We start from the raw sequence: 26,689 nt of genomic DNA on the forward strand, positions 1-26,689 counted from the left end.
TCTCTGTCGCTGTGCCCGCTACTTGACGGACAGCCGGCCCTTGTCCGGGGCGCTCAGGCAGCCGAAGGGGAACCACGTCGCGTCGAGTTTCGCGGTCGGGCCGGTGTTCTCGACGCTGACGGTGATCCTTACGCGGTCGCCGTCGCGGACCACGGCGGTCAAGTGGCCTTCCCTGCGCGCCGGAAGGGTGATGGTGTGGTCCGTGGCACTGGAGGGGGCGATGACGGTGAGTTTGGCTTTGCCGGACGCGCCGGACGGCCCTTCCGTGCGGAGGGTTGCGAGCAGCAGGCCGCTTGTAGGCGCCGGTGCCGATTCCAGGGGGGTTTCCTGGCCGGGGTCCGTGCTGCGTTTGGCTTCCGGGACCAGTTTCTGCGGGCTCCCGAAGATGCGGGTGGTGCCGTTGACGGTGAGCTTCCCGACCTGGAGATCCCCTTCGGCCACGAGGACGAACACGGCTTTTGTGTCCGTGCGGCTGTTTTTCTCCGCCGTCAGCACGAAGACGGTCCGCTCCGTCAGCTGGTCGGTTTCGTACGTACACAGGCCGGAGTCCGGATCCCGGTAGTAACGAGGTGTGCTCTTCTGGGCCGGCTTGGTCCTCCTGGCCTTGCCCCCGGCGGTCCAGGTGAGGGTGTAGTCCGGTGAGGGCTCTTTGGGTTTGTCGTTCCAGGTGAGCTTGACGCTCTTGCCCCGCTCGGCGTTGAAGGGCGTGGCCTTGAGGTTCTGGATCAGGGAGCCGACGGTGCCAGGGCCGATCAGATGGCTCTCCCTGGCTGTAGTGGCGGACTGGCCGTCGACGGCACCCGCCACGGTGGTGACGGCCTGGACGACGGCTTCGGTGATGCGGGGCAGGGCCAGGGTGAAGTCGACCTTGCCACCGGCAGGGATGACCCGTCGCGAGGGCCCGGGCGTGGCGGTGAAGCGGGCCTGTTCGTCCTCGGCCGTAATGCTCCAGGTGTCGGTACCGCTGTCCTCCTCACCTTGGAACGCAACGCCATCGGTGCCGAAGGGCGTGCATTCGCCGTCGTCCTTGCCGTCCCGGGCGAGCGTGAGGGTGACCTGGTCGCAGCGGAACGGCTCCGCGTCGTGGTTGGTGAACGTCACGGTGTACGTCGCGCTGTCGCTGCCGTCTCCGTCGTCCGGGTGCGGGGCCAGCTCGCAGAAGATCCGGGGCGGCCTGGCGGCGGTGGTGGTCATGGCCGGGGCTCCTGCTGGGGGGTGGAGTGACGCTTGGCGGGCGCGGGTGGCGTGTGGGTGAGGTAGCCGCTGGTGGCGACGGGCGGGGAGTCCCCGTAGGCGACCAGGGCGTCGGCGGCCTCCACGGGCCGTTCGGTCCAGGCCGGCGGCAACCAGGGCTGCGGCAGGGGCAGGTGTTCGGGGGCGGTGCGTTCGCCCCAGGACCACGTACCGGGCCGGCCGGCGGGCACGGGGAGGACGGCGGAGGCCGGGGTGGAGTCCGGAAGCTCCGGCGGCGCGGGGCGGGTGGTGAGGAGTACGGGTCCCGCGGGGATGCCGATCCGAAGCCGTGCGAGGACCTCGGTGACCAGGGCGGGCGGCAGGCGAAGGCTGCCGGTGGGCAGGATCCCGGTGTACGCGCCGACGGACGCGAAGGGATCCATCAGCAGAGTCGGATACGCGGCGGTGAGCGGGTCGGTGTCCTCGCTCGTGGCCATCGGCGCCCAGCGCGCGAGCACCGTGAGGGGGTCGTCGTCGATCCACTTGAGCCAGGTGGAGGCCTTCGGCGGCTTGTGCACGACGTGCAGGTGGGTATAGCTGGGGATGGCGCGGGGGAGGTCGCCGACGGTGGCGTAGTAGCCGATGAGTCCGTCACGGAGGTCCCAGCCGGCGCCGAGCACGACCGGCCACGCACTCGTCCACAGCGGGTGGCCGTCTCCCGGCTCGGGCGTCTTGAGCGCGGCTTTCCAGCCGTCCTCGCGGGGATTCGCGAGCGGTGGCCCGTCCAGTTCCAGGCCGACGCGGGCGCGCACGAGGGCCAGCGGTCGTCCGGCGAGGACGCACAGGGTGCGGTCGCGGTCGCCGACAGGTGGTGCGACCGTGTGCAAGCCGCGGTCGATGGCGGCCAGGAGTTCACGGAACCGGTGGGGCTTGACCCGCTCCCCGGAGGGGAGGCTCCGGCCGGCTCGCCGGTCGGCGTCCTTGTCGATGAGGTCGCGCAGGAAGCCGGCGAGGTGCGGGTATTCCACGGCGAAGCCGGCGCTCAGGACATCGGCCGGGGTCAGCCAGGGTGACCCGGGCAGCGGCAGCCAGCCGACCGCCTGTTGTTCGGGTTTCCCGGTGGGACCGATGAGCCGGACCTCGCCCAGGCCTTGTCCGTGCGGGCCGTGTACCAGCAATGATCGCGTTGCCATGGCGTGGGGCGTGCTGTGCGCCAGCAGCCATCCGCACACCGGTGTGTCCTCGGTCAGGGCGGGGTCGGTGTGGACGTCCAGGACGGGTGTGGGGGCGGTCGACCGGTGAGGCAGGAAGTCCAGGCGGAGCCGGGCCGGTTGTGCGAGCCGGGGGGAACGCTGGATGAACCGGTGCGCGTTGTCCGACTCCGCCGGGTAGCGCGGTGTCATGCCGGGCGACCGGCGCGGGATGAGGCTGAGCGCGTCCTGTTCGTCGCCGGGTCTGATGATGTCGAAGGCGTGGCCGAAGCGGTCGGACACCGCCAGCCTGGTGAGCGTCAGCTGGCCCGCGCAGACGGGCTGGAAGCGGCTGTCCCTGCCGCGTGGGTCGGGGACAGCGATGTTGGGCACACCGAGCAGCGGGTTCAGGTCCTTGTGCGCCGGCAGCGGATCGCCGCCGGAGCCCCGGCGACGCTGCGTACACCAGGCGTGCAGGCCGTCGAGGCTCTGGGAGAGCAGGTCCCATCCGGCGACGCGGTCGTTGAGCGCGTTCAGCTCCTTCGAGGGCGCGTCGGGGTAGGTGCTGTGATGGTCCTTGATGCGTTTGTGCCAGGTGAACAGTGGTACGGACGACAGCAGCACCTTGCCCTTCGCCACCTCCTTGAGCCTGGCGGGCCGGTGCTTTTCGGTCTGGTGGTGTTCGACGCCGTCGAGCTTCCAGTGCTCCTTGCCGTGGGGGAGGGGGTAGTAGTCGACCTGCCAGTGCAGGTGCAGTGGTTGCCAGGGCTGCTGCCACAGGAACGTCCGGGCCGGCCAGGCAGCGGCCTCGGGGATCACGGCGTTGTGTTCGGCCATCACGGTGTCCAGGGCGCGTCGCGCTCTGGGCAGCACACTCTTTGACGCGTTTCCGAACCCGGCAGCCGTCTCGCTGATCACGGTGAACTCCGTGAGCAGCTTCTGCAGCGCGGAGAAGGGCAGGCGAGTGGTGGGCGTCTCCAGAGCCTGTCGCAGCGCGGCGAAATTCGGCGGCTCGGGGGCTGCTTTCCCCGTAATGTCCGTGCCCTTGACAGTGATCTTGTCGATGAGCTGGCGGGGCAGCCTGCAGGGCAGGGGTTTCTCCGCGGCAGGCGAAAGTTCCTTCTCCAGCCCTGCTCCGCGGACGAGGAGGACGGGGTCGGCGGCCTCGAAGAAGGAGGGCCGGGGGACACGCGTGAGTGTCCAGCCCTTCCGCAGCCACTTCGGCCGGGTTTTCTCGCCACCGGTCAGCAGTTCCCGGACGGCTCCGGCGGCAGATCGCGTGGCCTCGGCGGCGTCTTTGGCCCTGCGCGCCACAGTGCCGGTCCCGGCGGGGTCCAGCGCGCGGGCGCACTGCGCGGCGAAGTCCTTGGGCGGCTGTCCCAGCCCGGACATCCACCACAGGTCGTAGAGGTGCCGCCGGAGCTCGGCTTCCTTGCGTTCGGCTCTGTCGAGCCGTTCCTGCCGCTGGTTGAGTTCCGCCAGCGTCGCCTGCTCGTGCTGGGTGAGCCGCAGTTGTTCCGGCCCGGCGTCGGGATCGACGGGCGGGGCGGCCTGCCAGGCGTATCCGCCGTGCCCTGCGTGGAACCCGGTGCGGTGCACGGCGGCGTCCAGAGCCCGCACACCGTCGTCCATGGCGGTGTCCAGCGTCTCCAGCTCTCCGGTCTGGAAGGCGTTGAGCAGGAGCATCGCATCCTGCAGTGCCTTGCCCTGCCACTGCCCGGAGGTGGACTTCCTGTCCTCGACGCAGTCCTTGACCAGCGCTGCCATCGCGTCCGCAGGGCCGTGACCGACAGCGATCTTGGTCGCTGCCGAATCGGTCGGCCTGCGGGACGGCAACGGCAGGTCGGCCCCCCAGCGAAGCCCCACCACGGACCCGACGTACAGCGATCGCTCGCGTACCGAGGCGTCCGGGGCCTGCCACTGCAGCAGGTTCAGGAGCTGGGTATAGCGGTCCGACGCCCCGGCCAGTTGCTGCCAGGCCGCGGAGTCCTGGTCCTCGGCCCCGAAGTAGAACTCCAGCAGATCCGTGGCCTGCCCCTGATGCAGCGGGTCGTCCTCGGCGGCGCTGTGCCAGCCGACGACCAGGTAGTCGATGCTGCCGTCCGGCAGGCTTCCCGGGGAGGACGCGTCGCCCCTGCCGGTGGCGAGGTCGTGCAGGGAGAAGACGTCGGCGTTGTAGGGCTGGTAGGCCGCGAACTCCGGGATGCCGGGCCCCATGGAGGTCAGGCGTACGCGTGGGGCCCGTGGGTCTTCCTGCCAGGGAGCCTTGGCGAGGTCGTGCCGGCGGCCGATGTAGCACTCGTGACCGAACGGCGAGGTGGCGCCGTCGCTCGCAGGGGTCTTCTGCCGGGTGCTGGTGTAGTCGCTCTCGATGACCCAGCCGGTGACCACAGGCTTGCCGACCGTGTCCCCGGAGGGCCGGAAGTGGCGCACCACCAGCCACCGGTTGGGGGCCGGCGGGTGGACGGGAGCAGCCGCCGCGCGGTCCCCGGCGCGCATCCGCCCCGCGCACAGGGCATCCGGGAGCTGCCAGTGCACGTAGACGCCCAGCCCCGGGGCCGTGTTGCTGAAGGGATCCTGCTGGGGATCCTTGCGCTTCTTCTGCTGGAAGAACAAAGGGGCCCTGTAGAACGTGTGGCCCACGACAGGCCGGCTGACGACCAGCGCCTCGACGTCGACAGGGACGACGAGCGGATCCGGGTGGTCAGCCATGATCTCCTCCGACAGCGGTATTGACGATCAACTTCTGTGCTCCGTTGAAGAACTGGAGCCCGAGGCCTGCGGGCGTCAGCGTCGCCTCGGGTGACAGGCCACCGTCCTTCCGGAGCAGGGCTTCCATGACCTGTACCAGCGTTCTGCCTTCGGGCGGGGGCTTGGCGCGGTCGTCGATGTTCAGCACCTCGGTGCTTCGGGAGGGGGCTGCGCCGGTGCTCGCGGCAGGGCCCCGTGTGCAGGCGTACACGCCGGCGAGTGCGCCCGCCGGGGTGCCGACGCCCTTGTCCGCGCCCGCGGCGGTCACCCGCCGGAGGTGGAGCGTGCCGTTGCCCTCGGTGGAGTCGATGCCGAAACTCAGTGCCTGTGGAGGCTCGGACAGCACCACACGGTCGGGCCGGCCGGTGAACAGCAGGAGGAGGACGTCGGGGGCGGGCCGGCGGGTGAAGAGCTTCAGGTGGGGATCGGGCTCTTTGCGGGAGACTTCGCAGGTCAGCTCGGGCCAGTGACTGATCAGGGCCGAACGGACCAGCATGCCCATGACCGGTGCCCGTTGCCCGTCCCGGATCTCCAGCAGTCTCCGGGCCAGATGCCGGTCCAGCGAGGTGGCGATTCCCAGGCTCAGGGCTCCGGCGCGCAGTGCGTCCAGCCAGTGCCGGTCGACGTGGAAGAGGCGCAGACTCTCGGGCGGCAGCATCCGCAGGTTGGGTACGAGGAAGTGGAACGGCACCGCGTCCAGCAGTTTCGCGCGGTCGCTCCCCGCGGCGGCGAGGTCGGCAGAGACGTCGTCAGCGGTCTGCGCCAGGACGGACGCGTACGCCTGGTTCAGGACGGCGTCCTCGGACGGGTGCGAATCCGGGGCCTGCTCGCCGGGGCCGTCGCGGAGCAGAGCCGACAGCGCCGCGGTCCAGTCGCCCTCCGAGCCGCCCGGGTCGCCGGCCGCCACGCTGACCGTCTTCTCCGGTACGGATCCCTTGCGCCCGAGACCGCTGGTGATTCTGGCCCCGACGTCGTCGGCGGTGAGCAACTTGCGGAAGCGTGAGAGGGCGGGCCCGGTCCCGCCGACGCCGCCGTCGACCGCCACCGCGGCAACGAGGCGCTGCATGGCGCTCATGGCCTTGCCCCGCGCGCGCCCCAGGGCCGTGGCCAGGTCGATATTGGCCAGTGCCAGCAGGCGCCCTGCCTCGAAGGCACAGGCGTAGCTGGTGTCGAAGACTCCGTCTTCCTTCACGTAGATCAACGACGAGGCAGCGGACGGGAGGGGCGGTGGGTTGCTCCCCGGGCCCTGTGCGGGTGACGGGGTGAACGGTCCGCGGTACCAAGCGGTGGTCTCCTCACCCGATGGCAGCCGGGAGGCCAGCGCCACGTAGCCGTGGGCCCGGCGCTGCCGTACGCGCTCGTGGACCGGCTCCTTCCCTGAGGATGCGGGGGTGGGCAGCCGCAGCGACGGTTCCTTCTTCGCGCTCTTGAGCAGGCCCTTTGCCAGTGCCTGGAAGTCGGCGGCCTTCGCGGTGCATTCGAATGACCAGGACCACAGGGAGACGAACCTGACCGCCTCGAACGTCGTGGATCTCGTCGGCCCCTGGAGGAAGTCGTAGGTGCCATGGCCCTCCAGAGAGACCAGGTGCGCGGTGTAGCGCACACCCTGGCTGCGCGGGAAGCGGTTGCCGATCACCACACCGAAGCGGCCCTCTTCCAGTTTTCGTTCGACGGCCTGGTACGTGGAGTCGGCCTGCGCCGCCACGATCTTCACGTCCCGGACATGGGCGAGGAAAGGCAGTTCGTTCCGGCGGGGGAGGAGCTCGCCGAGCGCGTCCCGCTTCACGTCGATCGTGCGGCAGGCCGTGCCGGCCGCCGCCGGGGGGAGATCGCCCAGCAGCGGCAGCAGGACCGGTCCCTTCTGCCGCGCGGTACCGGCCACCTCGGCAACCGGGCGTACGGGGCTGAACTGCTTCCGCGTCGGGTCTTCGCGCAGGTCGTGCTCGGTCACCAGCATCACGGCCAGCCAGGGCTCTCCCTTCGCGGGCTGCCTGTCGCCTCCGATCCGTCGTGCCCAGGGAAGGGAAGCCGACCTGACCGTGATGTGCGGCAGCACCAACTGGTAGCTTCCCGCCGTGTCGGCCGGCGGATACACGCCGAGCACTTTTTGCGGGTCGAGGCCGAACCGGGGAGCGTCCACCACGACCGGTTGCTCGGCCACAGGCAGCGGCTCGGCACCGCCCTGGGGTCCGACGGCCACGGTGTGCGCCGCTTCGATCGTGTAGGTGCCCGCTGCCAGGCTCGGCGTCAGGTCGTCCCGGAAGTCCACCTGGAGCTGCCTGGCGGTCGTGCTGGGGGACATGGTCATCACCTCGTGCCTTCGACAAGTGCCGGGTCGGCAGGCAGATAGGTCCACAGGCGGGACGAGTAGTGCTCCAGACGGCCGGTTCCCGGCCGTCCACCGGCTCCGCCTCCGGGCGCCATTCCTTCCTGGTCGAGTGCCTTGACCAGTTCCGTACGGGCCTTCGCGGCGGCTGTGGTGCTCAGTTGTTCCGCGAGGTCCCCGCGCCTGGCCCGCACAGGCGATTTCCACGGCGGCGCGGCGTCGCCCACCGGGACCTTGTCCTCCGCGACCCCCTTGCCCATCAGGACCTTCTCCGCGGCAGGGCCGACCGAGGCGCCCCTGACCTCCGGTCCCGGAACACTGATCCGCACGCCGAGGATCCGGTCGTCCAGCAGCTCCTTGGCGTCTGCTCCCGGGACCGGCGGCCTGGTGCCGGGCTTGTCGAGCGGTGCTCCCCACAGACTCGTCGGCACGTTGCCGGTCACAGGAGTGACGGCCCAGTTCTTGATGTCCGCGATCTCGGTGCCGCCGCCTCGCTTGTGGCGGCGGACCGTCAGAGTGTGCACCGAGGCCCGGTCGGCCGCCCCCATCGGCCGGATGGCGATCGGCGGACGGGTGAGCCCGGGGGCGAGGTCGAGCTTGCCGCCCGAGCGCGAGGTGCGTTCGACGGCGGAGATCGGGACCTTGGAGGACGTGGCGAAGCTGAAACCGTCCGTCGAAGCCAGCCACGCACCCGCGGGCGCGGTGGTGGCGCCCGACTCGGGGACCAGCCCTGTCAGTGCCGCCACCTGTACGGGATGTTCGCCGAGCGTCGTGTCCCGGAACGTGCCCCAGGGCAGCCAATCCGGCCTCGAGGGGTAGTCCTCACCGAAACGGATCCGCACCGTGCCCACCCCTGCGGGCAGCCGCAGCTTGGCAACCCCACCGGTCGGCGGCCCCCATACGTTCAGATCGACGTCGAGACTGAGCCGGATCGTCGCGAGCGCGCTGATCTCCACGCCCACGGACACGCCGACGTCGAGGTCGAAGAAGAACGGCTGCCACTGGACCATGGCATTGACCCGGGCACTGAACCACGCCTTCACCCGGCCCCGGTGGAATTCCGCCCGCCACAGGCCCCCGATCATGAACGCGGACGGGGTCACGGCCGCGTAGCACTCGCCCCGGATCGAAAGGGAGGAGGCGACCGCCCATGCGTAGCCGATCCGCCGCACCTCCGGGTAGTGCGGACGCCTGGCGTAACCCGGGTGATAGCCCCCCAGCGAGACGACGAAATCACCAGTGTGCGGGGACGGATCGGCCCAGGTGTAAAAGGCGAATCCGCCCTTGAGCTTGCACTCCTTCGAGATGAGGTACGAGTCCTTGCCGAGCTGCCCCTCCAGTGAGAGCTCGCCGCGCCGTGCCGCGTATTCGGCCTTGAGCTGGAGGGTGGCCTTCGCGTAGGGGCGTTTCGCGTCCTTGGGGAACTGTGCCGTGGCCGTCCCCAGCAGACTGAGGACGAATTCGTTGCCCGCTTGGAGGATCAGCAGCGCCCTCCCATCGATGAACCCGAAGCAGTTGAACGTCATTCCGGCCATCAGACAGATCTGACCGGGGGCCGGGTGGACGACCTTCGAGAGCTTGCGGAGCACCTCGGTAGGTTCAGGAGGCTTCTTTCTTCCCTTCGTCTTGCCGGTCAGGCCGTCGACCAGCGGGAACTTGGCGACCTGTTCGAGCGGAGGGCGATCGACGCGCATGTTGTAACCGAACCCGCCCATCAGGCCCGTCACCTGGAAAGGCGGTGGCCCTACGCGTAGTCCGCCCAGCTCGCCGAAGACGAAGAGGGCGACACCATCGGGACCGTGGGCGTAGAAACCGGCGGCCCCGACGGTCAGCTGGGGAATCCGTGCACTGACGTTGGACACCGTGGCCGTCGCGAGCCCGCCCAGCATCAATGAGTAACCTGCCGGTGGCTTCTGTCGCAGGAAGGCCCCGGACAGGGTCACGGGGCCTGCGGAGAACGCCAGGCCTACGCCGTCGAGACACCCGACAGTGTCGTAGCGGCCGTCGAGACTGACGCCCATGCCCAGTCCCACCGACTGCAGTGAGATCACCGACAGACCGATGCTGCCGTCCACCAGCAGCCACATCCGGTTTCGCGCGGCTGCCAGCCCGACCCGCCGCACCCGCAGCGGACCCAGCGTCGCGTCGACCTTTTCCCACACCGCGCCGGCCGTCGGCGCCGGCTCGACGCCCACCGATCCTGGGCCGGCCCCGTCCGGATGCCCCGCAGCAGCACCCTGTTTCGTGCCGAGCGGAGCGAGCAAGGGGTATTTTCGTTCCAGGAGCTTGACGGTCGCCCCCAGCCCTCCCCTCCCGGCGAGCCCTTCTTCCGGCAGCAGAGGCGCCTTCCGCTCCCCGATTCCTCCGTGCGCGGCCTTCTTGATCAGCGCGTTGATCTTCTTGACGTCGCGGGGAGCGACACCCTTGTCGGATGAGCTCACCATGAGCTGCAAGGACTCCAGCCCGGCGGTTCCGTCGGGGATCTGGGGTCCGACCACCGGGAGTTCCGACAGTCCCTTGCCGACGTCGATGCCGGCCACCAGCACCCAAAGGCGCTTACCAGCAGTCTCGCTCATCCGTCACTCCTGCCGACCCGGCAGAGCCCTTCAGCCGGCTCAGCCGATGGAACTTCCAGGGAACTCCAGAACTGATCTGTGCCTCAGGCTGGCGTATGCCAAGGCAGGCTTCGGCTTCCCCCAGACGACAGAGCCTCGTATTCACCAGGACGGCGGTCCTTCACAGCCCCGATGGCCCATTCCGTCACCCGGACGGACTGCGGGCGGCTTGAGTCCGCGGTATCTACGGCACACTGACGAGATCTGCATTCTCCGTCGACGCAGCGAGGGAAACGGCATATGGCCATGGAAGCGGAACCCACCTCGGTGTCCGTCACCTCGCGCCCGAGCGGGTGCGTTTTCGGGATTCCCCGCACCCCCGGCGAACAGCGTTTCAAGAGCCCTTGGTGCTACCCCGAGGTCGTCGGCCAGCGTGTCGGGTTCTGGTATCAGAAGAAGGTGGGTGAGAACGGAGTCTGGCTGGCCCGAGGGGAAGAGTACGTGAACGGGGACAACGAGCCCCAAGTTGCTGTCGTCCCGCCCAACAAGGATTTCTGGTCGAAGTTCTGGCCGCGTATTGCCACGTCACTCCCGGACGCGGGGGCTGCCGCCACATTCGTTCTCCATCAGCTGTTGCATCTTGTGTACTGGGACGCCGGGCAGAAGCGGTACGCGTATCTGTCCATCGATCCGCACGACCTGCGGTCCCCAGGAGGGAACCTCGCCTGCAATCCGCTGACAGGCCTGCTCGACCGGAACGGTACGGACAAGGAGACCCTCGACAAGCCCGGCTTCGTCACCGCGATCGTCGAGAAGGACGAGAAGAGCGACTGGGTCTTCCTCCTCAGCAACGACAAGAACCCGGGCATGCCGGTCCGCTACTACTGCTGCAACACCCAGACCGCATCGGGGCTGGGCAAGGCCCGGACCCTGCCGGGCCTGACAGGCCCACTGACCACGGCCTACCGCGATGCCGCCGGCACCATCATCCTGAGCACCGAGTCCGCCGACTACACCTGCAGTGTGCGCGGCAACGGCGACAGCGGCTACACGCTGACTCCGAAGAGGAAGGCAGGCTGAGCTCGGCGCTCGTCAGCGATGCTCATTACGTTCGGTAACCATCCACGGATACGGGCCTCAAGCTGACGGTGCGTAGGCCGACCGGCGCTGCGCCGTCCGTATCTGTTCTCGCTGTCGTCGCTCCTCGTACAGAGGTGACCACTCAGGGTGTCGAGCGTTGAACCCTCCATGGGAGGCCAAACATCTGTCCGGGCAGCCTCTGTCCGTGCTCGCGTCGCATCCGCTTCATCGGCGAGTGACACGCCGATCTTTCACGAGCTCGCGGCGCGCTGGAACGCCGCAGGGCGGTTGGTGCCCGGACGCGACGATCCCGAGTGGGACCGGCTCGCCACGGCCGTGCAGCTGCCCAAGTGCCGGCCGGGAAGATGGGAGCGGGTGCAGCGGCTCGGGTGACGACACTGTTCGCGACTCCGGACCGGATGCTGTTTCTGTGGCCGGGGTGATGTGGATGTTGACGGTGGTGTTCGGATTCCCGTGCTGGTCTGGTGCTGACTTTGGGGCCCGTAATGAGGAAATCCGCAGGCCCTAGCCCTGTGCGGATGGTTTGTCGCACTACTCGCCAGTGATGCCGATGGGGCTCGCGATGGCGATCGGAAGGGGTGATCAGGAGACGCGCTTGAGGGCCCAGGCGTTGTTGCTGAAGCCGGAGTTCGGGAAGGCGACGCACGAGCCGCTGTAGTACGAGCTGGTCTGGACCCAGCCGGTCGGGTAGTACGCGGACCCGCAGGCCTGGACGACGGTGCCTATGGGCAGGCCGGTGAGCTGCTTGATCTGCTTGATGTTCGGGGCGAAGTTCTGGCCGCCGCAGCTGTTGCTGTAGCCCCAGTTGACGTCGACGTAGCCTGGCGGGGTGGCGGTGCTCGCGCAGGTGGTGGTCACGTCACCGGGGGCTGCCTGGGCAGGCGCGGCGGTGAGGGCGAACACCGCAGCAGCACCGGCGAAAGCGATCACGGTGGTGCGCAAACGGGGCATAGTGGGCTCCTTGGATAGGAAAAAGACCAACGCGAAATGACATCCCGTTTCTACGGCCTGGCCACGAACCGCAACAGCCGGTTTCCGGCCTGCAAGATCACGCCATCACCTCGAAAAGGGCGATCGCCACATCGGCCGGGTCGCCGTACCGCGCCATGTCGTTGAGTGCTTCGTCGAGGGTGGTGGGGGTCGGTGGCCGGGTATCGGCGTAGGCATTGCCGGGCGCCGGCGTCGGCAGACGAGGTTTTGTCTGGTCAGGAAAGGGGCGGTCGCAGGGTGTGATCCAGCAGGCGTTCCATGGCGTGCCGATCAGGCCCCGGGGCGAAGTGCCGCAGTGCGGCTCGTGCCTGTTCGGCGTGCTGGGACGCCAAAGTCCGTGCTGCTGTGTCGCCGTGGCCCTCTTCGATGAGCCGGATGACGGGACGCGCGTCTTGGTTCGTGCCGGGGCGTCTGACGATCAAGGTCTTCAATCGGGTGCTGAGTTCGCTGTCGTTGTGCAGTACATGGAGGACGGGGATCCCGAAGATTCCGGATGCCAGGTCAGAGGCCAGTGTTGTGCCCAGCCGGGTTGGTTGACCGGTTGCGCTGCGGGCTTCCTCGGTGAGTTGGAAAGCCAGTCCGAGGTGGCGACCGTACGCCTCCAGAGCGGCGGCTTCGGCTGTTGTGGCGCCGGCGAGCAGGGCGCCCAACTTGCAGGGAAGCGCGAAGAGCGTAGCGGTTTGCTGGGTCAGGATGGAGAGGTGTTCGGCCTTGGTCAGGTGGAGGTCGTGTGCGTGGCGCACGTGGCGGATTTGACCTTCGGTGGCGGTAGCGAGCGATTGGCCGAACAGCCGGCTCACGGCGGTGCCTGCCCGGGCCGCAAGCTCGTTGGCTTTGCCGAGCAGGAAGTCACCGACCATCAGGGCCAGCATGTTGCCCCAATTCGCCGGCTTGTCATCATGCTGGGGATCCCCGTCGCGGATCTCCTCGACGACGCTGAGTCCAGCCAGGGCAGCCAAGTGACCGAGTTCGACCGAGGCCGTGGCCAGGACGGCGGTGTCCGGCGTGCGGCCGGGGACGATGAGCCGACCGGCGAGCAGAACGAAGAGGGCCGGTCGCAGGGGGATGGCGGGCATGCTTCGCCCCATCGCGGTGATGCGGCCGAGGAACGGCCAGTCGGCACGTACGGCGTCAAGGAGTACCTCGCTGACGGCGAGCAGATCCGCTCGCAGCCGGGGCGCCTTGTCGGCAAGGAGGCTCGTGGCGTCGTCCAGGACGCGGGTCACCCGGGCCTCGTCGAAGCCGTCCGGGAAGAGGAGCGCCTGCCGGCCCAGTGTGAAGAGGGGCCGCTCGCTGTCGTAGGTGCTGTGCAGCGTCCGCCAGACCAGCAGGTGGCGGCGTGCGGATCGGTTGCCGTCCTCGAAGTGGCCGACGTAGCTGTTCTTGAGGCTGCGGATGTAGTTTGAAAGATCCGGTGCGGACGGTGCCCCGGGGCGAAGCCGGGCGTGGATGGCGAGGGCTGCCAAGCGGCCGGATTCCATCGCCGGGCCGATCCCCTGGCCGGTGAAGGGGGACGTCATCCCCGCAGCATCGCCCACGAGCAGCAGGCCCGGAGCGGCACACCGTTCAGGGACGAAGTCGAAGCGCATGGGAGCGCTCTGCGGGGAGCCGTCCTGACGCAGTCCCGTGAACCGCGGGTCGGTGTCGCGCAGCGTACGGACGAAGGTGTCCCAGAGGGTGGTCAGGTGGTCGTCCGGGCATGGTCCGAGGACTCCGACGCCGGCATTGGCGGTCGATGAGCCGGTGGGGAAGACCCACCCGTAGGAAGGGGGAAGCCCGCATCCGGACGGGGACGTGACAGGGGTGTGGATCTCCAGCATGTGGGTGAGCCCGGTCAGGCCGGACAGATGGCCCCGGACGGCTTGTCCGCGGCCCGCTGCGGCGCGGGCGGACGCGGTGGGGATCAGGGCGTCGACTGCGGCCCCGCAGGCAACCACCACGACCGGGGCCCGCAGCCGGGTCCGGCGGCCGGCCCGCAACACCTCCACACCCACCACAGTGCCCTTGTCCCGCAGAAGGCGGACGGCTCGTGTGCGGGGCAGCATGGTGGCTCCGGCAGTCACCGCCTGCTCCCGGACGGCCTCGTCCAGGATGATCCGTGGCACGAGCAGCCCCGAGCGCCCTCTTTCGTGAGTGAAGGTGCGCCATCGCTGGTGCATGCGCACCCGCGTGCCACGGATGTGCCGCATATCCCCGTGCTCGTTCTGCAGGCGGTGCAGCACTCCCATCTCTTGCAGGAGGTTTACGGCCGACGGGCCGAGCGCGTCCCCGCAGGTCTTGGGCCGGGGAAACTCCGCTCGGTCCAGCAGCAGCACGCGCCGACCGTAGCGCGCCAGCCAGTACGCCGTGGTGGCTCCGGCCGGTCCCGCACCCACCACGATGACGTCTGCATCCATGCTGTGACCCGCCCGTCAGCTCGATCTGATGAGGACGTGCCGGGCAAGGTTCTCCAAGGACTGGCGTGGTGGCCCCTCGGGGAGAGCCTGGAGGGCCTCAAGGGCCCTTGTCGCGTGGGAGCGGGCCACTTCGAGTACGGCTGAGCCGGCGTCGGTGCTTTCCACCAGCCGGTATACCTCGGCCACCTGCTCTGCGGTCATGTCCTCCCGGCCGAGCAGGTCTTTGAGCCGCGCGGCGATGGCACTTCCGGTGCGTACGGCGCGCAGCACCGCCAGGCAGTAGACGCCCTCGCGGACGTCGGTGCCCGCCGGCTTGCCCGACTCGCGGCCTCGACCCGGCAGGTCCAGCACGTCGTCGGTGAGCTGGAACGCCAGGCCGAGGTCCTGTCCGTAGGCCTGGAGCGCGGTCGCATACCGCCGTGGTGCATTGCTCAGCAGAGCACCCAACACGCACGGCAGCTCGAACAGCGTGGCGGTCTTGCGGGCGAGGATCTCCAGGTGCGCCGCTTCGGTGAGGTCGGTGTTGTAGACGTTCTCCACTTCTTGGAGTTGCCCGGTGCACAGCTCCAGGAAGGCCCGGGCCGCGACGTGATGGGGCTCATTGCCCAGGTTCACGAGCAGGCTGTTCGCCCGGGCGAACAGGTAGGTGCCGGTGAGAGCGGCCAGTTCGTTGCCCCAGCAGGCATTGACGCTGAGCCCGTGCCGCCGCATGGACGCCCGGTCCATCACGTCGTCGTGATAGAGGGAAGCGATGTGCACCAGTTCCAGGGCCGCTGCCGCGCGCAGCAGCCGGGTCCGCTGGTACGAGCCGTAGGAGGCGGACAGCAGCAGCAGGGCCGGTCTGAGCCGTTTGCCGCCTCGTTGCAACAGATGGCCGGCCATCATGCGCAGCAGCGCGTCGTCCGCGGCGGTCGCCTCGCGCAGGATGCCGTCGAGCCCGGTGAGGGCCGTTCGGGTGCGTGCGCATGCGAGCCAGTCCTCGCCGGTGGTCCGGCTGGTGGTCACGGTTCGGGCTGTTGGAGGAAGTCGATCCGGGAGACCAGTTGTTTCACCTGGTTGTACACGCCGGGGTTGTTGAGCGCCTGGAGGACCTCTCCGGGCTTGAGTCCCTGGGCGCGTTTGGCGAGGTCGAAGAATCCGTCCGCGACCGCGGCTTCCTGTGCGGTCATGTACTTCTTGGTGAGTTCCAGGGCCTGCCGTGCTTCGGTGAGATGCTCGGCCGACAGGCGCGTCTCATCGGCGTAGGGCCGGGCCATGATCCGTGTGATCAGCTCGGAATAGCGGTCGTACAGACTGCGCGCGTGGGCCCGGTCCTCTTCGCTCGGCCGGACCTGCCGCGCCCGGTTCACCAGCCGTTCCTGGTTGTGGAAGAACACGTCGATCAGGTATTTACCGACGCGGGTCTGACTGAGGTACCGCTCCCGGAACTCCTTCTCCAGTTGCTGGTGAACGGAAAGGTCCTCACCGAGCATGCTGGACGCCATGGAGGTGAGGAAGCAGCCACCGCAATGGTCTTCGTTGCCGCCCGCACCGCCCTGGCAGACGAGGGACCCGGAGTCCCCGCCGTCGCTGAGCCAGGCGGTGGCGATCTGGCCGTCGAACGCCGCCTGGCCGAAGTTGTAACTGACCTTCGTGGTGACGTCGATTTCCTGGACGGTCGAGGTGGTGTACTCGGTAGTGCGCCCGACCTTCTCGACGTTCATCCCGAGCTCGGCGGTGGCGGTCGAGTCGGCGCCGGCGGGGAAGGCGATGTTCAGCTTGGTCAGGACGTCCTGGATCGGGTTGAAGAACGTACGGTTGCAGCCGCCGGCGAAGAGCAGGCCCACGGCCGGGTGACGAGGGCTCGGGACGGGCATCAGGTTGTTCATCATCTGGTCCACGACGTCGCTCGGGGTCGTCACCTGGGCGATGGCGGCATCCACTGTGTTGCCGGACATGCCGATGGTGATGAAACGCTTGAGCGTGGCGATGGTGTCGTCAGGCGTGGTGCCGCCGTCGTAGGCGCCCGGCTGGACGATCGCGTCGCCGGGCGTGGCCGCGTTCTCGTTGGCCAGGATGTGGTTGTTGCTGAGGATGCACAGACTTGAGTCGGTGTTGTCCCGTACCAGGCACCCCAGGGTCCCGGCGGTGACGAGGGGGTGACCGATGCTGGTCCCGGAGGGTGCCGGCCGGGTGCGTCCCGTGAACGCCAGCGGATAGACGGGCCCGGTCTCCACCACGTCGACCTCGATGTGATCCCCTCCCACGGGCAGTCGCTGAGGCAGCTGACGGGAAGGAGGGAGAAACCGAGAGGAAATCTTCCGGGCAACGTAGATCAAGACGGCTGGTTCGTCGGTCCGCTGCCCGGCGGTGATGCGCTGCCCGAAAGCCATGCCCACGATGTTGGGGTCTTGCTCGTAGGCAGGCCAGTACGTCCTTTTCGCGGCCTGGGACAAGGACCGGGCTTTCGCATATCGCTCGTCCACGACGGGTCTTCTCTCGTTTCCGCCCACTGCTACCGGCTTAAAGCATTACATTCAGCATATTTCGTGACTTCTTTTGATCGACCATGCTAGTGACGGCCTCGCATATCCGCTACGTCCCGGCCATCCGGGCAGCACGACAAGACGGCCGGTACGCTCGGAAGCCAAGGCCCGCAGGTCCGTCGCAGGCCAGGCCGGAGAGCCCCCGCATGAGCGAGCCGAACACCCTTGACCACGTCCGCCGCGTGCTCGACCGGCACAAAGCGCACATCCTGGCGACCTATCGGGCCGTCGGAGTCGGGATCGGACAGGCGACCTCGCCCGGCACCGCGTACGTCATCACCGTGTATCTGCAATCGAGCACTGACCGTCCCCAGGAGCCGGTGACCATGGACGGAGTGCCCCTGCGGTTCACTGTCACCGGCCCCGTCCGTCCGCTGCACCCGGGTGAGGCCTCGGGATAGCCGGTGGCGAGCGGATGACAGTCCGCGCGCCCCAGTGCAACAGCATTCAGGCTGTCCACCCGTCCTCGGGACGCAGGGCCGTGGAGACGAGGTGGAGACGAGCGGGGCGCCCACTCGTTGGTCGTAGCATCCTCCTGGCCCGGTAGGCGGACAGCTGCATCCGGGGCACCGTGCGGGCCGCTGGCCGCCGCGCGGGCACCCGAACGGACGCAAGCGCGGCGACCAGAACCGACCCGGGTCGTTACCCATGCCATGACGGACTTCACCGAGTGGATGACCGAGGTAGCAGCGCAACCCGGCCCGGGCGAAGCACGCCTCGACCAGCTGCGCGCCGGCGGCAACCTGACAGACGACGAGGCCGCGGCCTGGCTGGTGCAGATCATGGCCGACTATCACCGGCAGCCCGTCGGCTGGAAGGTGGACGTGGCGGTGGGGCGGCACGAGGGACCGGAACGCACCCGGTCCATCTCGGTCAACGGCCGGCTCCCGCAGATCGTCGCCGCCGTCATGGACCAGGCGCAGACCCTCGCCAACACGACGCGCAGGCCTGTGAAAGTGATCCATGGTGTGGACAGCAAGCCGGAGCATTTCCTGCGCACGCTGGCCGAGTGCGGCGCCGACACGGACACCTTCACCTCGCCGGTCTGGGTAGCGCTCCCCGAACCGCTGCCTCACGACGACGAGCACACCACCACGCCGGCCTTCCAAGGACTTGCTCCGGCGGCGGAATGACCGGCCGCAGGCCGGTGGCAAGCATCGTATGCACCGCTGCCTGCCCGGGTGCCTGCCTGGGTGCCTGCCTTGGAACTCGCCGATCCGCGTACACCAAAGGGGCGGAGCGGATCCGGATCGCTGTCGGCCGGGTACAGGCCGACGCCGCACGGGGACGAGTCGGGGCCGATGCTCAGGAGCAGGCCCGGTTGGGCGACTTCTTCGACTTCTTCTTCGACTTCTTCTTCGACCGTGCCATCGGCCCGGCACACGAGTGGGTGACCGGCTCGAATCAGGTTCAAAGCCGGATGGGATGCGGTGTGCCGCAGTTCGCCATAGACGAGTGAGACGAAGCATTCCTCGCCGGCCGTCCGATCCGTCAGAGCGGCGTTGACGGCGGTGACCATGGCCGCCGGGTCTTTGAAGAGACGGGCGGCGGCGCGTGCGCCGTAGCAGGATCAAGCTGTGCCGGCATGACCGATCAGGCTGTCCGGCATGACAGGGAAACCCTCTCCCGCGTCTTCACCCGCGCCGTCGCGCTGTACCTCCGCTCTGACACATCGCTGCGCGGATTCCCCGGGCCCGGTCCCGGGCCGGTGGAGCGCGGACCATGACGTGCTCACCGGAACCATCAGCCTCCGGCCGGCGCCGACGAGGTGCGCCCGCCACGGCTTCTTGCTGTCGTCACCCGGACGACCGCGAATGTCCCCCATGCGGCGACCCGCACCTGCCCGGCGCGTCATCGCTTGGCGGACCTGATCGACCACGGGGAAAATAGTGATCATGAGCTCTCTCGGGGACACGAGCTCTCCAGGCGAGAAGCGGAGATGAATGCAGGGGTGAAGCTCATCGGTGGTCCGGCCGAGTCCGCCGCGCCGCTCGCGCCCGGCCCGGGCGCGGGCGAGAAGGGGCTCAAGGCAGGTGCCCTGGGACTGGCCTCCTCAGTCGCCATGGGCCTGTCCTCCACCGCCCCGGCGTACAGCCTGGCGGCGACGCTCGGCCTGATCGTCGCGGGGGTCGGCCTCCAGGCCCCGATCATGACAATGCTGGCCTTCGTCCCGATGCTGCTGATCGCGTACGCCTACCGGGAGCTCAACGCGGCCGACGCCGACTGCGGAACCACCTTCACCTGGGCCTCCCGCGCCTTCGGCCCGCGCATCGGCTGGATGGGCGGCTGGGGCATCATCGTCGCCGACGTCATCGCCATGGCGAACCTCGCGGAGATCGCCGGCATCTACGGCTTCCGGCTGCTGGGGTTCGACTCGCTCGCCGAGGACCGGCTGTGGACCACCGCCGCGGGGGTCACCTGGATCGCCGTGATGACTGCGGTCTGCTACGTGGGCATCGAAGTGTCGGCGGTCCTCCAGCGCTGGCTGGTGTGCGCCGAGCTTGCGGTGCTGGTCTTGTTCGCAGTGACCGCCCTGGTCAGGGCCTACACAGACGGGCCGCCGACGGCGATCCACGTCTCCGTCTCCTGGTTCAACCCCCTCCATGTGCCGTCGGCCAAGGAGCTGACCGCGGGCTTCCTCGCCGCGGTCTTCATCTACTGGGGTTGGGACACCGCCGTCGCGGTCAACGAGGAGACCGCCGACAGCAGGAACATCCCCGGACGGGCGGCGGTCGTCTCCACCGTGCTCCTGCTGGGCATCTACGCCCTGGTGGCGACCTCGGCGCAGGCGTTCGCAGGGATCGGCACCGAGGGCACCGGCCTGGGCAACACGGCGAACTCCGGAGACGTGCTCTCCGGCCTGGGCGGTGCCGTCTTCGGCACCACGGGCCCCGGCTGGTTCTTCACCAAGTTGCTCATCTTCACGGTGCTGACCTCGGCGGTCGCATCCACCCAGACCACCATCCTGCCGCTGGCCCGCACCGTCTTCTCCATGGCCGCCCACAAGGCCGTCCCTTCGCGCTTCGCCCGGGTGCACCACAGGTTCCTCACCCCGACCTGGTCGACCGTCGGCATGGGCCTGATCTCCATCGGCTTCCTCGTCCTGCTGACCGTGATCAGCCACGACGTACTGGCCGACTCCATCAAGGCGGTCGGCCTCGCGATCGCCTTCTACTACGGCCTCACCGGCTTCGCCTGCGTCTGGTGCTACCGCGGGCGGCTCACGCGCAGCCCCCGGGACCTGCTGTTCAAGGGGGTGCTTCCGGGGCTGGGCGGGCTCCTGATGCTCAGCCTGTTCTGCTACGCCGCCTTCGTCGTCTACGCCGCCCCGGAGTACGGCTCGACCTCCTTCGACCTGCCGCTCCTCGGGCGGACCGGCAGCGTGAGCGTCGTGGGCCTGAGCGCCCTGCTGGTCGGTGTCGTCCTGATGTTGGTCATCACGCGAGAACACACCGCGGCCCTCAAACTGCAACGCGGTCTGCTGCCCCACGACCTGCCGTCGCTGACCGGTGCCGAGGCGGCCAGCCGCTACGTGCCCGCCGACAGCCGCTCCGGGGTGGGCGGCGACTGGTTCGACGTCATCCCGCTGTCGAGTTCCCGGGTCGGCCTGGTGGTCGGGGACGTGCTCGGCCACGGGCTGCGCGCCGCCGCCACCATGGGCCGGCTGCGTACGAGCGTACGCGTCCTGGCCCGGCTCGACCTCGCCCCGGACGAACTGCTCGCGCGCCTGGACGACGTGGTCGGGCGGACCGCCGAGGAACACGCCGCCGAAGAGCGGGCGCACGGCCGCGGCGGGGGCACGACGGGGGCCGGCGGCGACGAGGCCCTGGGGGTCACCTGCCTGTACGCCGTCTACGACCCGGTGTCCGGGCAGTGCAGTATGGCGCGGGCGGGCCACTCGCCGCCCGTCGTCGTCGACCCCGCCTGCGGTGCCGTCAGCCTTCCGGGCCTGCCGGAGGGGCCGCCCCTGGGCATGGGCGGCGCGCCCTTCCAGAGCGTGGAACTCCAGCTGCCCGCCGGCAGCCTGCTCGCCCTGTTCACCGACGGTCTCGTCCAGGCCCCGGGCCACGACGCCGAGACGGCGCTCGGCCTGCTCACCGGCGTCCTCACCGAGTGCCGGCGCCCCCTCGAGGAGCTCTGCGACCGCACCGTGGCCGAGCTGCTGCCCGGCCCGGTGGACGACGACGCGGCCCTGCTCCTGGTCCGTACCCGGATGCTCAGCGAGCACCAGGTGGCCGTCTGGGAGCTGGACGCCCACCCCGCGAGCGTCGCGCGGGCCCGGTCCGTCACCAGTGGGCAGCTGAGCGAGTGGGGGCTCGAGGACCTGTCGTTCACGACCGAGCTCATCGTCAGCGAGCTGGTCACCAACGCCGTCCGCTACGCCTCCGGCGGGCCGGTCCACGTCCGGCTGATCCGCGACCGTAGCCTCGTCTGCGAGGTCGCCGACACCGGCCACACCTCGCCCCACCTGCGCTACGCCGCCGCCGACGACGAGGGGGGCCGGGGCCTCTTCATCATCGCCCAGCTCACTCAGCGCTGGGGCACTCGCTACATCCCCACGGGCAAGACCATCTGGACCGAGCAGCCTCTGCCGACTGCGGAGTGAGCTCCCCCGGGGCAGTCGTTGCGGCGAAGACGTCCTGGTACTTCGGCCCAGCTGACGGTTGGCTCCGTCGTCCAGTAGCCATCAGCCCATCCCGCTCCGCGAGGTGTGCCGGGCGGGGGGCGGAGCGGTACCGGCCCCACCGACCCCGTTCACGCCGGTCCAGGGCCTGGATCTGCGACTTCTCGTCCACGCACAGCACCAGGGCCCGCTCCGGCGGGTCGAGGCGTTCGGTCCAGAATGCCCCGCTGCCCGAGCCGGAGCACCAGGAGGCGGGCGAGGGTGAGGCGCCGCTGGTGCTTGAGGAGCTGACCCGGCAGCAGGTCATTGGCCGGCGGGCTCGCGCCGAGCGCGACCACCAGTTGGTGTTCGACCACATCGGCGAGTAGGGCAAGCTCTCGGCGAGGCGGCTGTTCACCAGCCGGTTCGTCGACCAGGTCCTGCGCCTGGCGGGCGCCCGTCACCTGGTCCTCGGGCACACCAGTTGGGGGAAGGCGTGAGCGGCAGCGAGATGTCCGGGTCGGCTTGGCCCGGGTCGCGCTGCGGGCCGTGAGGGAGGCGGCGCCCGTCGCCGGCCACAAATCTCTCACCATGCTCGCCCTCTTCGACCACGACGCCGAAGGCGACATCAAGTCGACCATCGCGGCCTGCGAAACACCGGTCAGTGACCTGTTGTGGCACGCCACGGCCCCTGGTCTTCGCACCGACGGAGGTCGTCGGCACACTGTGGGACTCTCCGGCCACCGAAAACGCCCGGGCCCGCGGCACTTCCACCAGCATCACCCCGGCCACCGTCGCCGAGGCGACCAGGCCACTGCCCGACGCAGGCTGGAAACACGTCCTCGACGGACGCTGCGTCACGTGGGAAGCCCCCGTCGCCCTTGCCGCCGGCGAACAGTCCGACGCCTCCGCCTCCAGCAGACCAACGGCCCTCTTCAGCCGCAGGGCGCACACCCGCTGGCGAACCCGAACAGAATCCGGCCGCACGGATCAAGAGGTTCTGCCATGCGCGTCTTGGCCGGGGCGGCGTCTTGAGCCTGCCGCGGCCGCCTCGCTGGATCTCCTACAGCCGGGTGACCGCCGCCCGAATGGGGCTGTTCATCCCGGTCGGCAACGACGACATCGACCGCGCCGTGGAGCTCCCGAACAACATCGGATCCCCCATGCCGGGCCGGACCGGATGCATGGCCAGAACCGCCTTAGTGGCAGGTTGGCCGGTTTCAAAGCCGTGATGTTGCCGGGGAGTTAACACGGGGACATGATCACTGTTCGTATCGACCTGATCACTAATCCAGGGAGTGAGAAGTGATACGCAGAACCGCTCTCCGAACCCTCACCACCCTCGCTGTGACCGCAGCCCTCGCCCTGCCCCTCACTCAGGGAGCCCAGGCGGCCACCCCGGCCACGACCGCCCCGGCGACCGCCGCCACCCCCGCCACGATCAACGCGGACGACAACCCCTTCCGCTGGATGGAACTGGACGGCCTACGGGCCGACTTCCGGTTCATGTGTCCCGCGGGCCACTGTGTGGGCTTCTGGTCCCTGGTCCTGACGGACGACATCGCGCAGCAGAAGTTCGAGGGCGGCAAGTTCTTCGTCTACGCCCCGGCCACGGGCGAGTTCAGCTTCTTCCTCGACACGGACATCGCCGTGCGCACGGTTGACCACCCCGAACAGGTCCGCCTGGTCGACACCGTGTTCATGCGCTCCCACCCGCGCGTCGAGGTCCGCTACGGCGACCCCGGCCACCCGGACCGGGCCCGCGTCGTCGCTTCGGCAACGACGCTGATGTAGCGCCGGCCCCGCCCGGCCCCGGCCGACCAGCCCACGCCGGGCCGGCGACCGAGTCGCGCCGGCCCGCTCGGCGACCACCGCGGCCATGACCGGCGACGAGCGCGCCGCCACCGCCATCTCCCGTATTGCCGCATCTCCTTCCGCCCCGCGGCGGCGGCCTTCCTGTCGTCGGCACAGTGACGCAGGCCAGGGCGGCCAAGGCCCTGAACGGCAGATCTCCAAACCCCCTCCAATGCGCCGTGCTCTCGCATGCGCCCTCGTTTCACGAGATTCACCACAAGGGAGTTGTTGATTTTCATGTACAAACGTCGGAGAATTCTCACCTTCGCCACTGCGGGTGCAGTCATATGCACCGCCGGACTCATCCCGTCGGTCAGCCAGGCCGCCGGCAGCGGCGACAGGGGAGAGAAAGGGTCCTACGCCGAAACGCACGGCCTGACGGCGGATGACGTCAAGAACATCAACGCACTCAACGAGAGCGCCCTGACTCCGGAGCAACCCGGCAGGTCACCAGGGGAATTGCCTCCGAGTGCCAGCCCGTCCTCCCGGGCCCCCGGCTCTACCGACGACAGGGAAACCCCTCCGGCCGAGCCGCTCGAAAGGATGCCTGATGCGTACCGGGCCTACGGAGGCAGGGCCACTACGGTCATCAACAACTACATACGCAAGTGGCAGCAGGTCTACAGTCACCGCGACGGCAAGAAGCAGCAAATGACCGAAGAGCAGCGAGAAAAGCTGTCCTACGGTTGCGTCGGCGTCACCTGGGTCAATTCGGGTCCCTACCCGACGAACAAATTGGCGTTTGCGTCCTTCGACGAGAACAAGTACAAGAACGACCTCAAAAACATCAGCCCCCGACCCGGGGAAACGCGGGCAGAGTTCGAGGGCCGCATCGCCAAGGACAGTTTCGACGAGGAGAAGGGCTTCAAGCGGGCGCGTGATGTGGCGTCCATCATGAACAAGGCCCTGGAAAGCGCCCACGACGAGGGGGCGTACATCGACAACCTCAAGACGGGGCTCACGAACAACAATGACGCTCTGCTCTACGAGGACAGCCGATCGAACTTCTACTCGGCACTGAGGAACACACCGTCTTTCAAGGAAAGAGACGGAGGCAACTACGACCCGTCCAAGATGAAGGCGGTGATCTACTCGAAGCACTTCTGGAGCGGGCAGGACCAGCGGGGCCCTTCTGACAGGAGGAAGTACGGCGATCCGGAAGCCTTCCGCCCCGCCCAGGGTACCGGCCTGGTCGACATGTCGAAGGACAGAAGCATCCCGCGCAGTCCCGCCAACGCCGGCGAAAGCTGGGTCAATTTCGACTACGGCTGGTTCGGGGCTCAAACGGAAGCGGATGCCGACAAGACGGTATGGACCCACGGCGACCACTACCACGCGCCCAATAGTGGCCTGGGCCCCATGCACGTATACGAGAGCAAGTTCCGGAACTGGTCTGCCGGGTACGCGGACTTCGACCGCGGAACCTACGTGATCACGTTCATACCCAAGAGCTGGAACACCGCCCCCGCCAAGGTGCAGCAGGGCTGGCCGTAACAGAACCGGGCGGGAGGGCCGGGTCGCCCGGCCCTCCTCCCTCATCTGGGCACGACGATGACCAAGGACAGAGGCGGTCTAGGAATCGGGCGGCTTGGGGATGACTTCGCGTAGGCGGTCGAGGAGAACCCGGGCCGCGGGGCTCGAAGGACCGCCGGCCTGCCAGGCGAGCGCGATGCGGGCACGCATCTCGGGCCGGACGATTCGCAGCGTGCGAAGCTGCCCGTCGAGGGGGGACTCGTCCTCGCCGGCAGGCAGCACGGCAATGCCCAGGCCCCGCGCGGCAAGGCGCGAGAGTACGTGTGGGGCTGCCGCCTCGAAGGCAACGCGGGGACGGAATCCTGCCTGCGCGCAGCCGCGTTCCAGCGCCGCGCGCACCCCGGTGCCGCGCGGCAGGCAGATCAGCGGCCGATCGCGCAGATCGGCAAGTGGGACGCTCGTACCGTCGCCGTGGTCGAGAACCGGATCACCGGGCGCGACGACGGCAACCAGCGGGACGTCGATCACCGTCTGGAAGGCTATTCCGGGCGGGGGCACCTCCTCGGCCGTTCCGAGGACGGCGATGTCGAGCTCGCCGGTCAGGAGCGCGGCCAGCATCCGCTCCGTGGTGTCCTCGGTGAGGGCCGCCTCCACCGAGGGGTGGGCGTCGTGGAAGTCCGCGAGTAAGGCGGCGATGTCGAAGGCGTGGCTGGTGGCGCCGGAGACCAGCCCGAGCCTGACCCGGCCGCGCAGCAGCCCCGTGTACGCATCGACCGTCTGCCGCACCGACTCCGCCGCCGCCAGTGCGGCGCGGGCGTACGGCAGGACCGCCCGGCCCACCTCGGTCGGCGTCACTGACCGGCCGGAGCGGTCGAGCAGCGGCTGCCCCAGTTCCTTCTCCAGCTGGCGGATCTGGGCGCTGAGGCCGGGCTGGGCCATATGCAGCCGGTCGGCGGCTCTTGTGAAACCGCCCTCCTCGACGATGCAGACGAAGTAGCGCAACTGACGAAGCTCCATAAGCGGTGATTCTAGATGGCAGCAGAACTATCTACTGGCCCTATCGATCCGTCGGTCGCAGACTTGATCACATGGAGAACGAGACAGCCCGCAAGCGGAAGAAGGACGAGGTCAGGGCGGCGATCGCGGCGGAACGCCGAGAGCTGGCCGACCTGTTCGACACTTTGCGGACCGACCAGTGGAACGAGCAGAGTCTCTGCGCGGGATGGCGCGTTCGCGAGGTCGCGGCGCACATGACAATGGGCTTCCGCCTCTCCTTGCCCGCGACGCTCGGCGAGCTGGCCAAGGCGCGCGGCAACCTTCACCGCATGACCGACAGGGTCGCGCGCCGGGATGCGGCCGCCCATTTCACCACCACGCTCGCCGCCTTCCTGCGGGACAACGCTCACCATCCCTGGACGCCACCGGTCGGCGGGCTCGCGGCGGCGCTCGGCCACGACGTCGTGCACGGGCTGGACATCACCGTCGCCCTCGGCCTCGACCGGCGTGTCCCCGAGAACCGGCTGCGCATCCTGCTCGACGGCATCCGGCCCAGCAGCCTGAAGTTCTTCGGCGCCGACCTTGACGGAGTGCAACTGTGCGCCGAGGACCTCGACTGGTCATACGGCTCCGGCTCGCCCGTGTTCGGCGCCGCCCAGGACCTCCTGCTGCTGGCCTACGGCCGCAGACCTCCGGACGGCAAGCTCCGAGGAGCATCCAGCAACCGCTTCACCCAACCCGCCGAGAAAGCATGAA

Annotated in this window: 17 protein-coding genes; 8 read left to right on the forward strand and 9 right to left on the reverse strand. The window is 68.9% G+C overall.

What is annotated here, in order from left to right; genetic code table 11:
* Nucleotides 1–18: 18 nt before the first annotated feature.
* From IF61_RS0109650 to IF61_RS0109665, 4 genes are read right to left on the reverse strand one after another with little or no spacing between them, the layout of a single operon-like run.
* On the reverse strand, nucleotides 19–1,194 hold the full coding sequence (locus IF61_RS0109650) for a hypothetical protein (RefSeq protein ID WP_030365873.1): 1,176 nt from the start codon (nucleotides 1,192–1,194) through the stop codon (nucleotides 19–21).
* Nucleotides 1,191–5,075 (reverse strand): hypothetical protein, encoded by a 3,885-nt coding sequence (locus IF61_RS0109655; RefSeq protein ID WP_030365874.1) that lies wholly within the window; start codon nucleotides 5,073–5,075, stop codon nucleotides 1,191–1,193. The genes IF61_RS0109650 and IF61_RS0109655 overlap by 4 nt, the downstream gene beginning before the upstream one ends.
* Nucleotides 5,068–7,416, reverse strand: a complete 2,349-nt coding sequence (locus IF61_RS0109660) for a hypothetical protein (RefSeq protein ID WP_157848575.1) — start codon at nucleotides 7,414–7,416, stop codon at nucleotides 5,068–5,070. Before IF61_RS0109660 ends, IF61_RS0109655 begins: the two co-directional genes overlap by 8 nt.
* A gap of 5 nt (nucleotides 7,417–7,421) precedes the next feature.
* Nucleotides 7,422–10,016: a DUF6603 domain-containing protein gene (locus IF61_RS0109665; RefSeq protein ID WP_157848576.1), complete on the reverse strand. Its 2,595-nt coding sequence runs from the start codon at nucleotides 10,014–10,016 to the stop codon at nucleotides 7,422–7,424.
* A 279-nt stretch (nucleotides 10,017–10,295) separates the two neighbouring features.
* Between IF61_RS0109665 and IF61_RS35795 the strand changes: the two genes are divergently transcribed.
* Nucleotides 10,296–11,075 carry a hypothetical protein gene (locus IF61_RS35795; protein ID WP_157848577.1) on the forward strand — a complete coding sequence of 260 codons (780 nt, stop codon included), beginning with the start codon at nucleotides 10,296–10,298 and terminating at the stop codon, nucleotides 11,073–11,075.
* A gap of 603 nt (nucleotides 11,076–11,678) precedes the next feature.
* On the opposite strand, the gene IF61_RS0109675 is transcribed toward IF61_RS35795, so the two are convergent.
* The 4 genes from IF61_RS0109675 to IF61_RS32150 form a co-directional block, all read right to left on the reverse strand.
* Nucleotides 11,679–12,047, reverse strand: coding sequence for a hypothetical protein (locus tag IF61_RS0109675; RefSeq protein ID WP_030365878.1), 369 nt, complete (start codon nucleotides 12,045–12,047; stop codon nucleotides 11,679–11,681).
* Between the two features lie 254 nt (nucleotides 12,048–12,301).
* On the reverse strand, nucleotides 12,302–14,482 hold the full coding sequence (locus IF61_RS0109680) for a geranylgeranyl reductase family protein (RefSeq protein WP_030365879.1): 2,181 nt from the start codon (nucleotides 14,480–14,482) through the stop codon (nucleotides 12,302–12,304).
* Between the two features lie 15 nt (nucleotides 14,483–14,497).
* A complete protein-coding gene (locus IF61_RS0109685) occupies nucleotides 14,498–15,487 on the reverse strand; it encodes a polyprenyl synthetase family protein (protein ID WP_052392555.1) in 990 nt (329 codons plus the stop codon).
* Nucleotides 15,484–16,854: a chymotrypsin family serine protease gene (locus tag IF61_RS32150; protein WP_449657285.1), complete on the reverse strand. Its 1,371-nt coding sequence runs from the start codon at nucleotides 16,852–16,854 to the stop codon at nucleotides 15,484–15,486. The genes IF61_RS0109685 and IF61_RS32150 overlap by 4 nt, the downstream gene beginning before the upstream one ends.
* Nucleotides 16,855–17,153: 299 nt before the next feature.
* Here IF61_RS32150 and IF61_RS0109695 point away from each other — a divergent pair, with 299 nt between their 5' ends.
* From IF61_RS0109695 to IF61_RS0109735, 6 genes are all read left to right on the forward strand, one after another.
* Nucleotides 17,154–17,408, forward strand: coding sequence for a hypothetical protein (locus tag IF61_RS0109695; RefSeq protein ID WP_030365882.1), 255 nt, complete (start codon nucleotides 17,154–17,156; stop codon nucleotides 17,406–17,408).
* 252 nt (nucleotides 17,409–17,660) lie between these two features.
* On the forward strand, nucleotides 17,661–18,140 hold the full coding sequence (locus IF61_RS0109700) for a hypothetical protein (protein ID WP_030365883.1): 480 nt from the start codon (nucleotides 17,661–17,663) through the stop codon (nucleotides 18,138–18,140).
* Between the two features lie 188 nt (nucleotides 18,141–18,328).
* A complete protein-coding gene (locus tag IF61_RS37565; RefSeq protein WP_342667981.1) occupies nucleotides 18,329–18,466 on the forward strand; it encodes a hypothetical protein in 138 nt (45 codons plus the stop codon).
* A gap of 480 nt (nucleotides 18,467–18,946) precedes the next feature.
* A complete protein-coding gene (locus IF61_RS34015) occupies nucleotides 18,947–21,613 on the forward strand; it encodes a SpoIIE family protein phosphatase (protein WP_169748807.1) in 2,667 nt (888 codons plus the stop codon).
* Nucleotides 21,614–22,957: 1,344 nt separating this feature from the next.
* A complete protein-coding gene (locus tag IF61_RS0109730) occupies nucleotides 22,958–23,404 on the forward strand; it encodes a hypothetical protein (RefSeq protein ID WP_030365884.1) in 447 nt (148 codons plus the stop codon).
* Between the two features lie 297 nt (nucleotides 23,405–23,701).
* Entirely contained in the window at nucleotides 23,702–24,958 is a 1,257-nt protein-coding gene (locus IF61_RS0109735; protein ID WP_030365885.1) for a protein-glutamine gamma-glutamyltransferase, read from the forward strand.
* A 78-nt stretch (nucleotides 24,959–25,036) separates the two neighbouring features.
* On the opposite strand, the gene IF61_RS0109740 is transcribed toward IF61_RS0109735, so the two are convergent.
* On the reverse strand, nucleotides 25,037–25,954 hold the full coding sequence (locus IF61_RS0109740; RefSeq protein ID WP_030365886.1) for a LysR family transcriptional regulator: 918 nt from the start codon (nucleotides 25,952–25,954) through the stop codon (nucleotides 25,037–25,039).
* 71 nt (nucleotides 25,955–26,025) lie between these two features.
* Here IF61_RS0109740 and IF61_RS0109745 point away from each other — a divergent pair, with 71 nt between their 5' ends.
* Nucleotides 26,026–26,688, forward strand: a complete 663-nt coding sequence (locus IF61_RS0109745) for a maleylpyruvate isomerase family mycothiol-dependent enzyme (protein WP_030365887.1) — start codon at nucleotides 26,026–26,028, stop codon at nucleotides 26,686–26,688.
* Nucleotide 26,689: the final 1 nt, after the last annotated feature.

It is taken from the genome of Streptomyces roseoverticillatus (assembly GCF_000719265.1).
GTDB lineage: Bacteria > Actinomycetota > Actinomycetes > Streptomycetales > Streptomycetaceae > Streptomyces > Streptomyces roseoverticillatus.

Bases quoted from the DNA above. Each gene is read 5' to 3' on its own strand.
- IF61_RS0109735 (WP_030365885.1), top strand. From the start codon at position 23,702: ATGTACAAACGTCGGAGAATTCTCACCTTCGCCACTGCGGGTGCAGTC.
- IF61_RS35795 (WP_157848577.1), top strand. From the start codon at position 10,296: ATGGCCATGGAAGCGGAACCCACCTCGGTGTCCGTCACCTCGCGCCCG.
- IF61_RS0109740 (WP_030365886.1), bottom strand. From the start codon at position 25,954: ATGGAGCTTCGTCAGTTGCGCTACTTCGTCTGCATCGTCGAGGAGGGC.
- IF61_RS0109675 (WP_030365878.1), bottom strand. From the start codon at position 12,047: ATGCCCCGTTTGCGCACCACCGTGATCGCTTTCGCCGGTGCTGCTGCG.
- IF61_RS0109660 (WP_157848575.1), bottom strand. From the start codon at position 7,416: ATGTCCCCCAGCACGACCGCCAGGCAGCTCCAGGTGGACTTCCGGGAC.
- IF61_RS0109665 (WP_157848576.1), bottom strand. From the start codon at position 10,016: ATGAGCGAGACTGCTGGTAAGCGCCTTTGGGTGCTGGTGGCCGGCATC.
- IF61_RS0109695 (WP_030365882.1), top strand. From the start codon at position 17,154: ATGAGCGAGCCGAACACCCTTGACCACGTCCGCCGCGTGCTCGACCGG.
- IF61_RS0109700 (WP_030365883.1), top strand. From the start codon at position 17,661: ATGACGGACTTCACCGAGTGGATGACCGAGGTAGCAGCGCAACCCGGC.
- IF61_RS0109650 (WP_030365873.1), bottom strand. From the start codon at position 1,194: ATGACCACCACCGCCGCCAGGCCGCCCCGGATCTTCTGCGAGCTGGCC.
- IF61_RS0109680 (WP_030365879.1), bottom strand. From the start codon at position 14,482: ATGGATGCAGACGTCATCGTGGTGGGTGCGGGACCGGCCGGAGCCACC.
- IF61_RS34015 (WP_169748807.1), top strand. From the start codon at position 18,947: ATGAATGCAGGGGTGAAGCTCATCGGTGGTCCGGCCGAGTCCGCCGCG.
- IF61_RS32150 (WP_449657285.1), bottom strand. From the start codon at position 16,854: ATGGCTTTCGGGCAGCGCATCACCGCCGGGCAGCGGACCGACGAACCA.
- IF61_RS0109745 (WP_030365887.1), top strand. From the start codon at position 26,026: ATGGAGAACGAGACAGCCCGCAAGCGGAAGAAGGACGAGGTCAGGGCG.
- IF61_RS0109655 (WP_030365874.1), bottom strand. From the start codon at position 5,075: ATGGCTGACCACCCGGATCCGCTCGTCGTCCCTGTCGACGTCGAGGCG.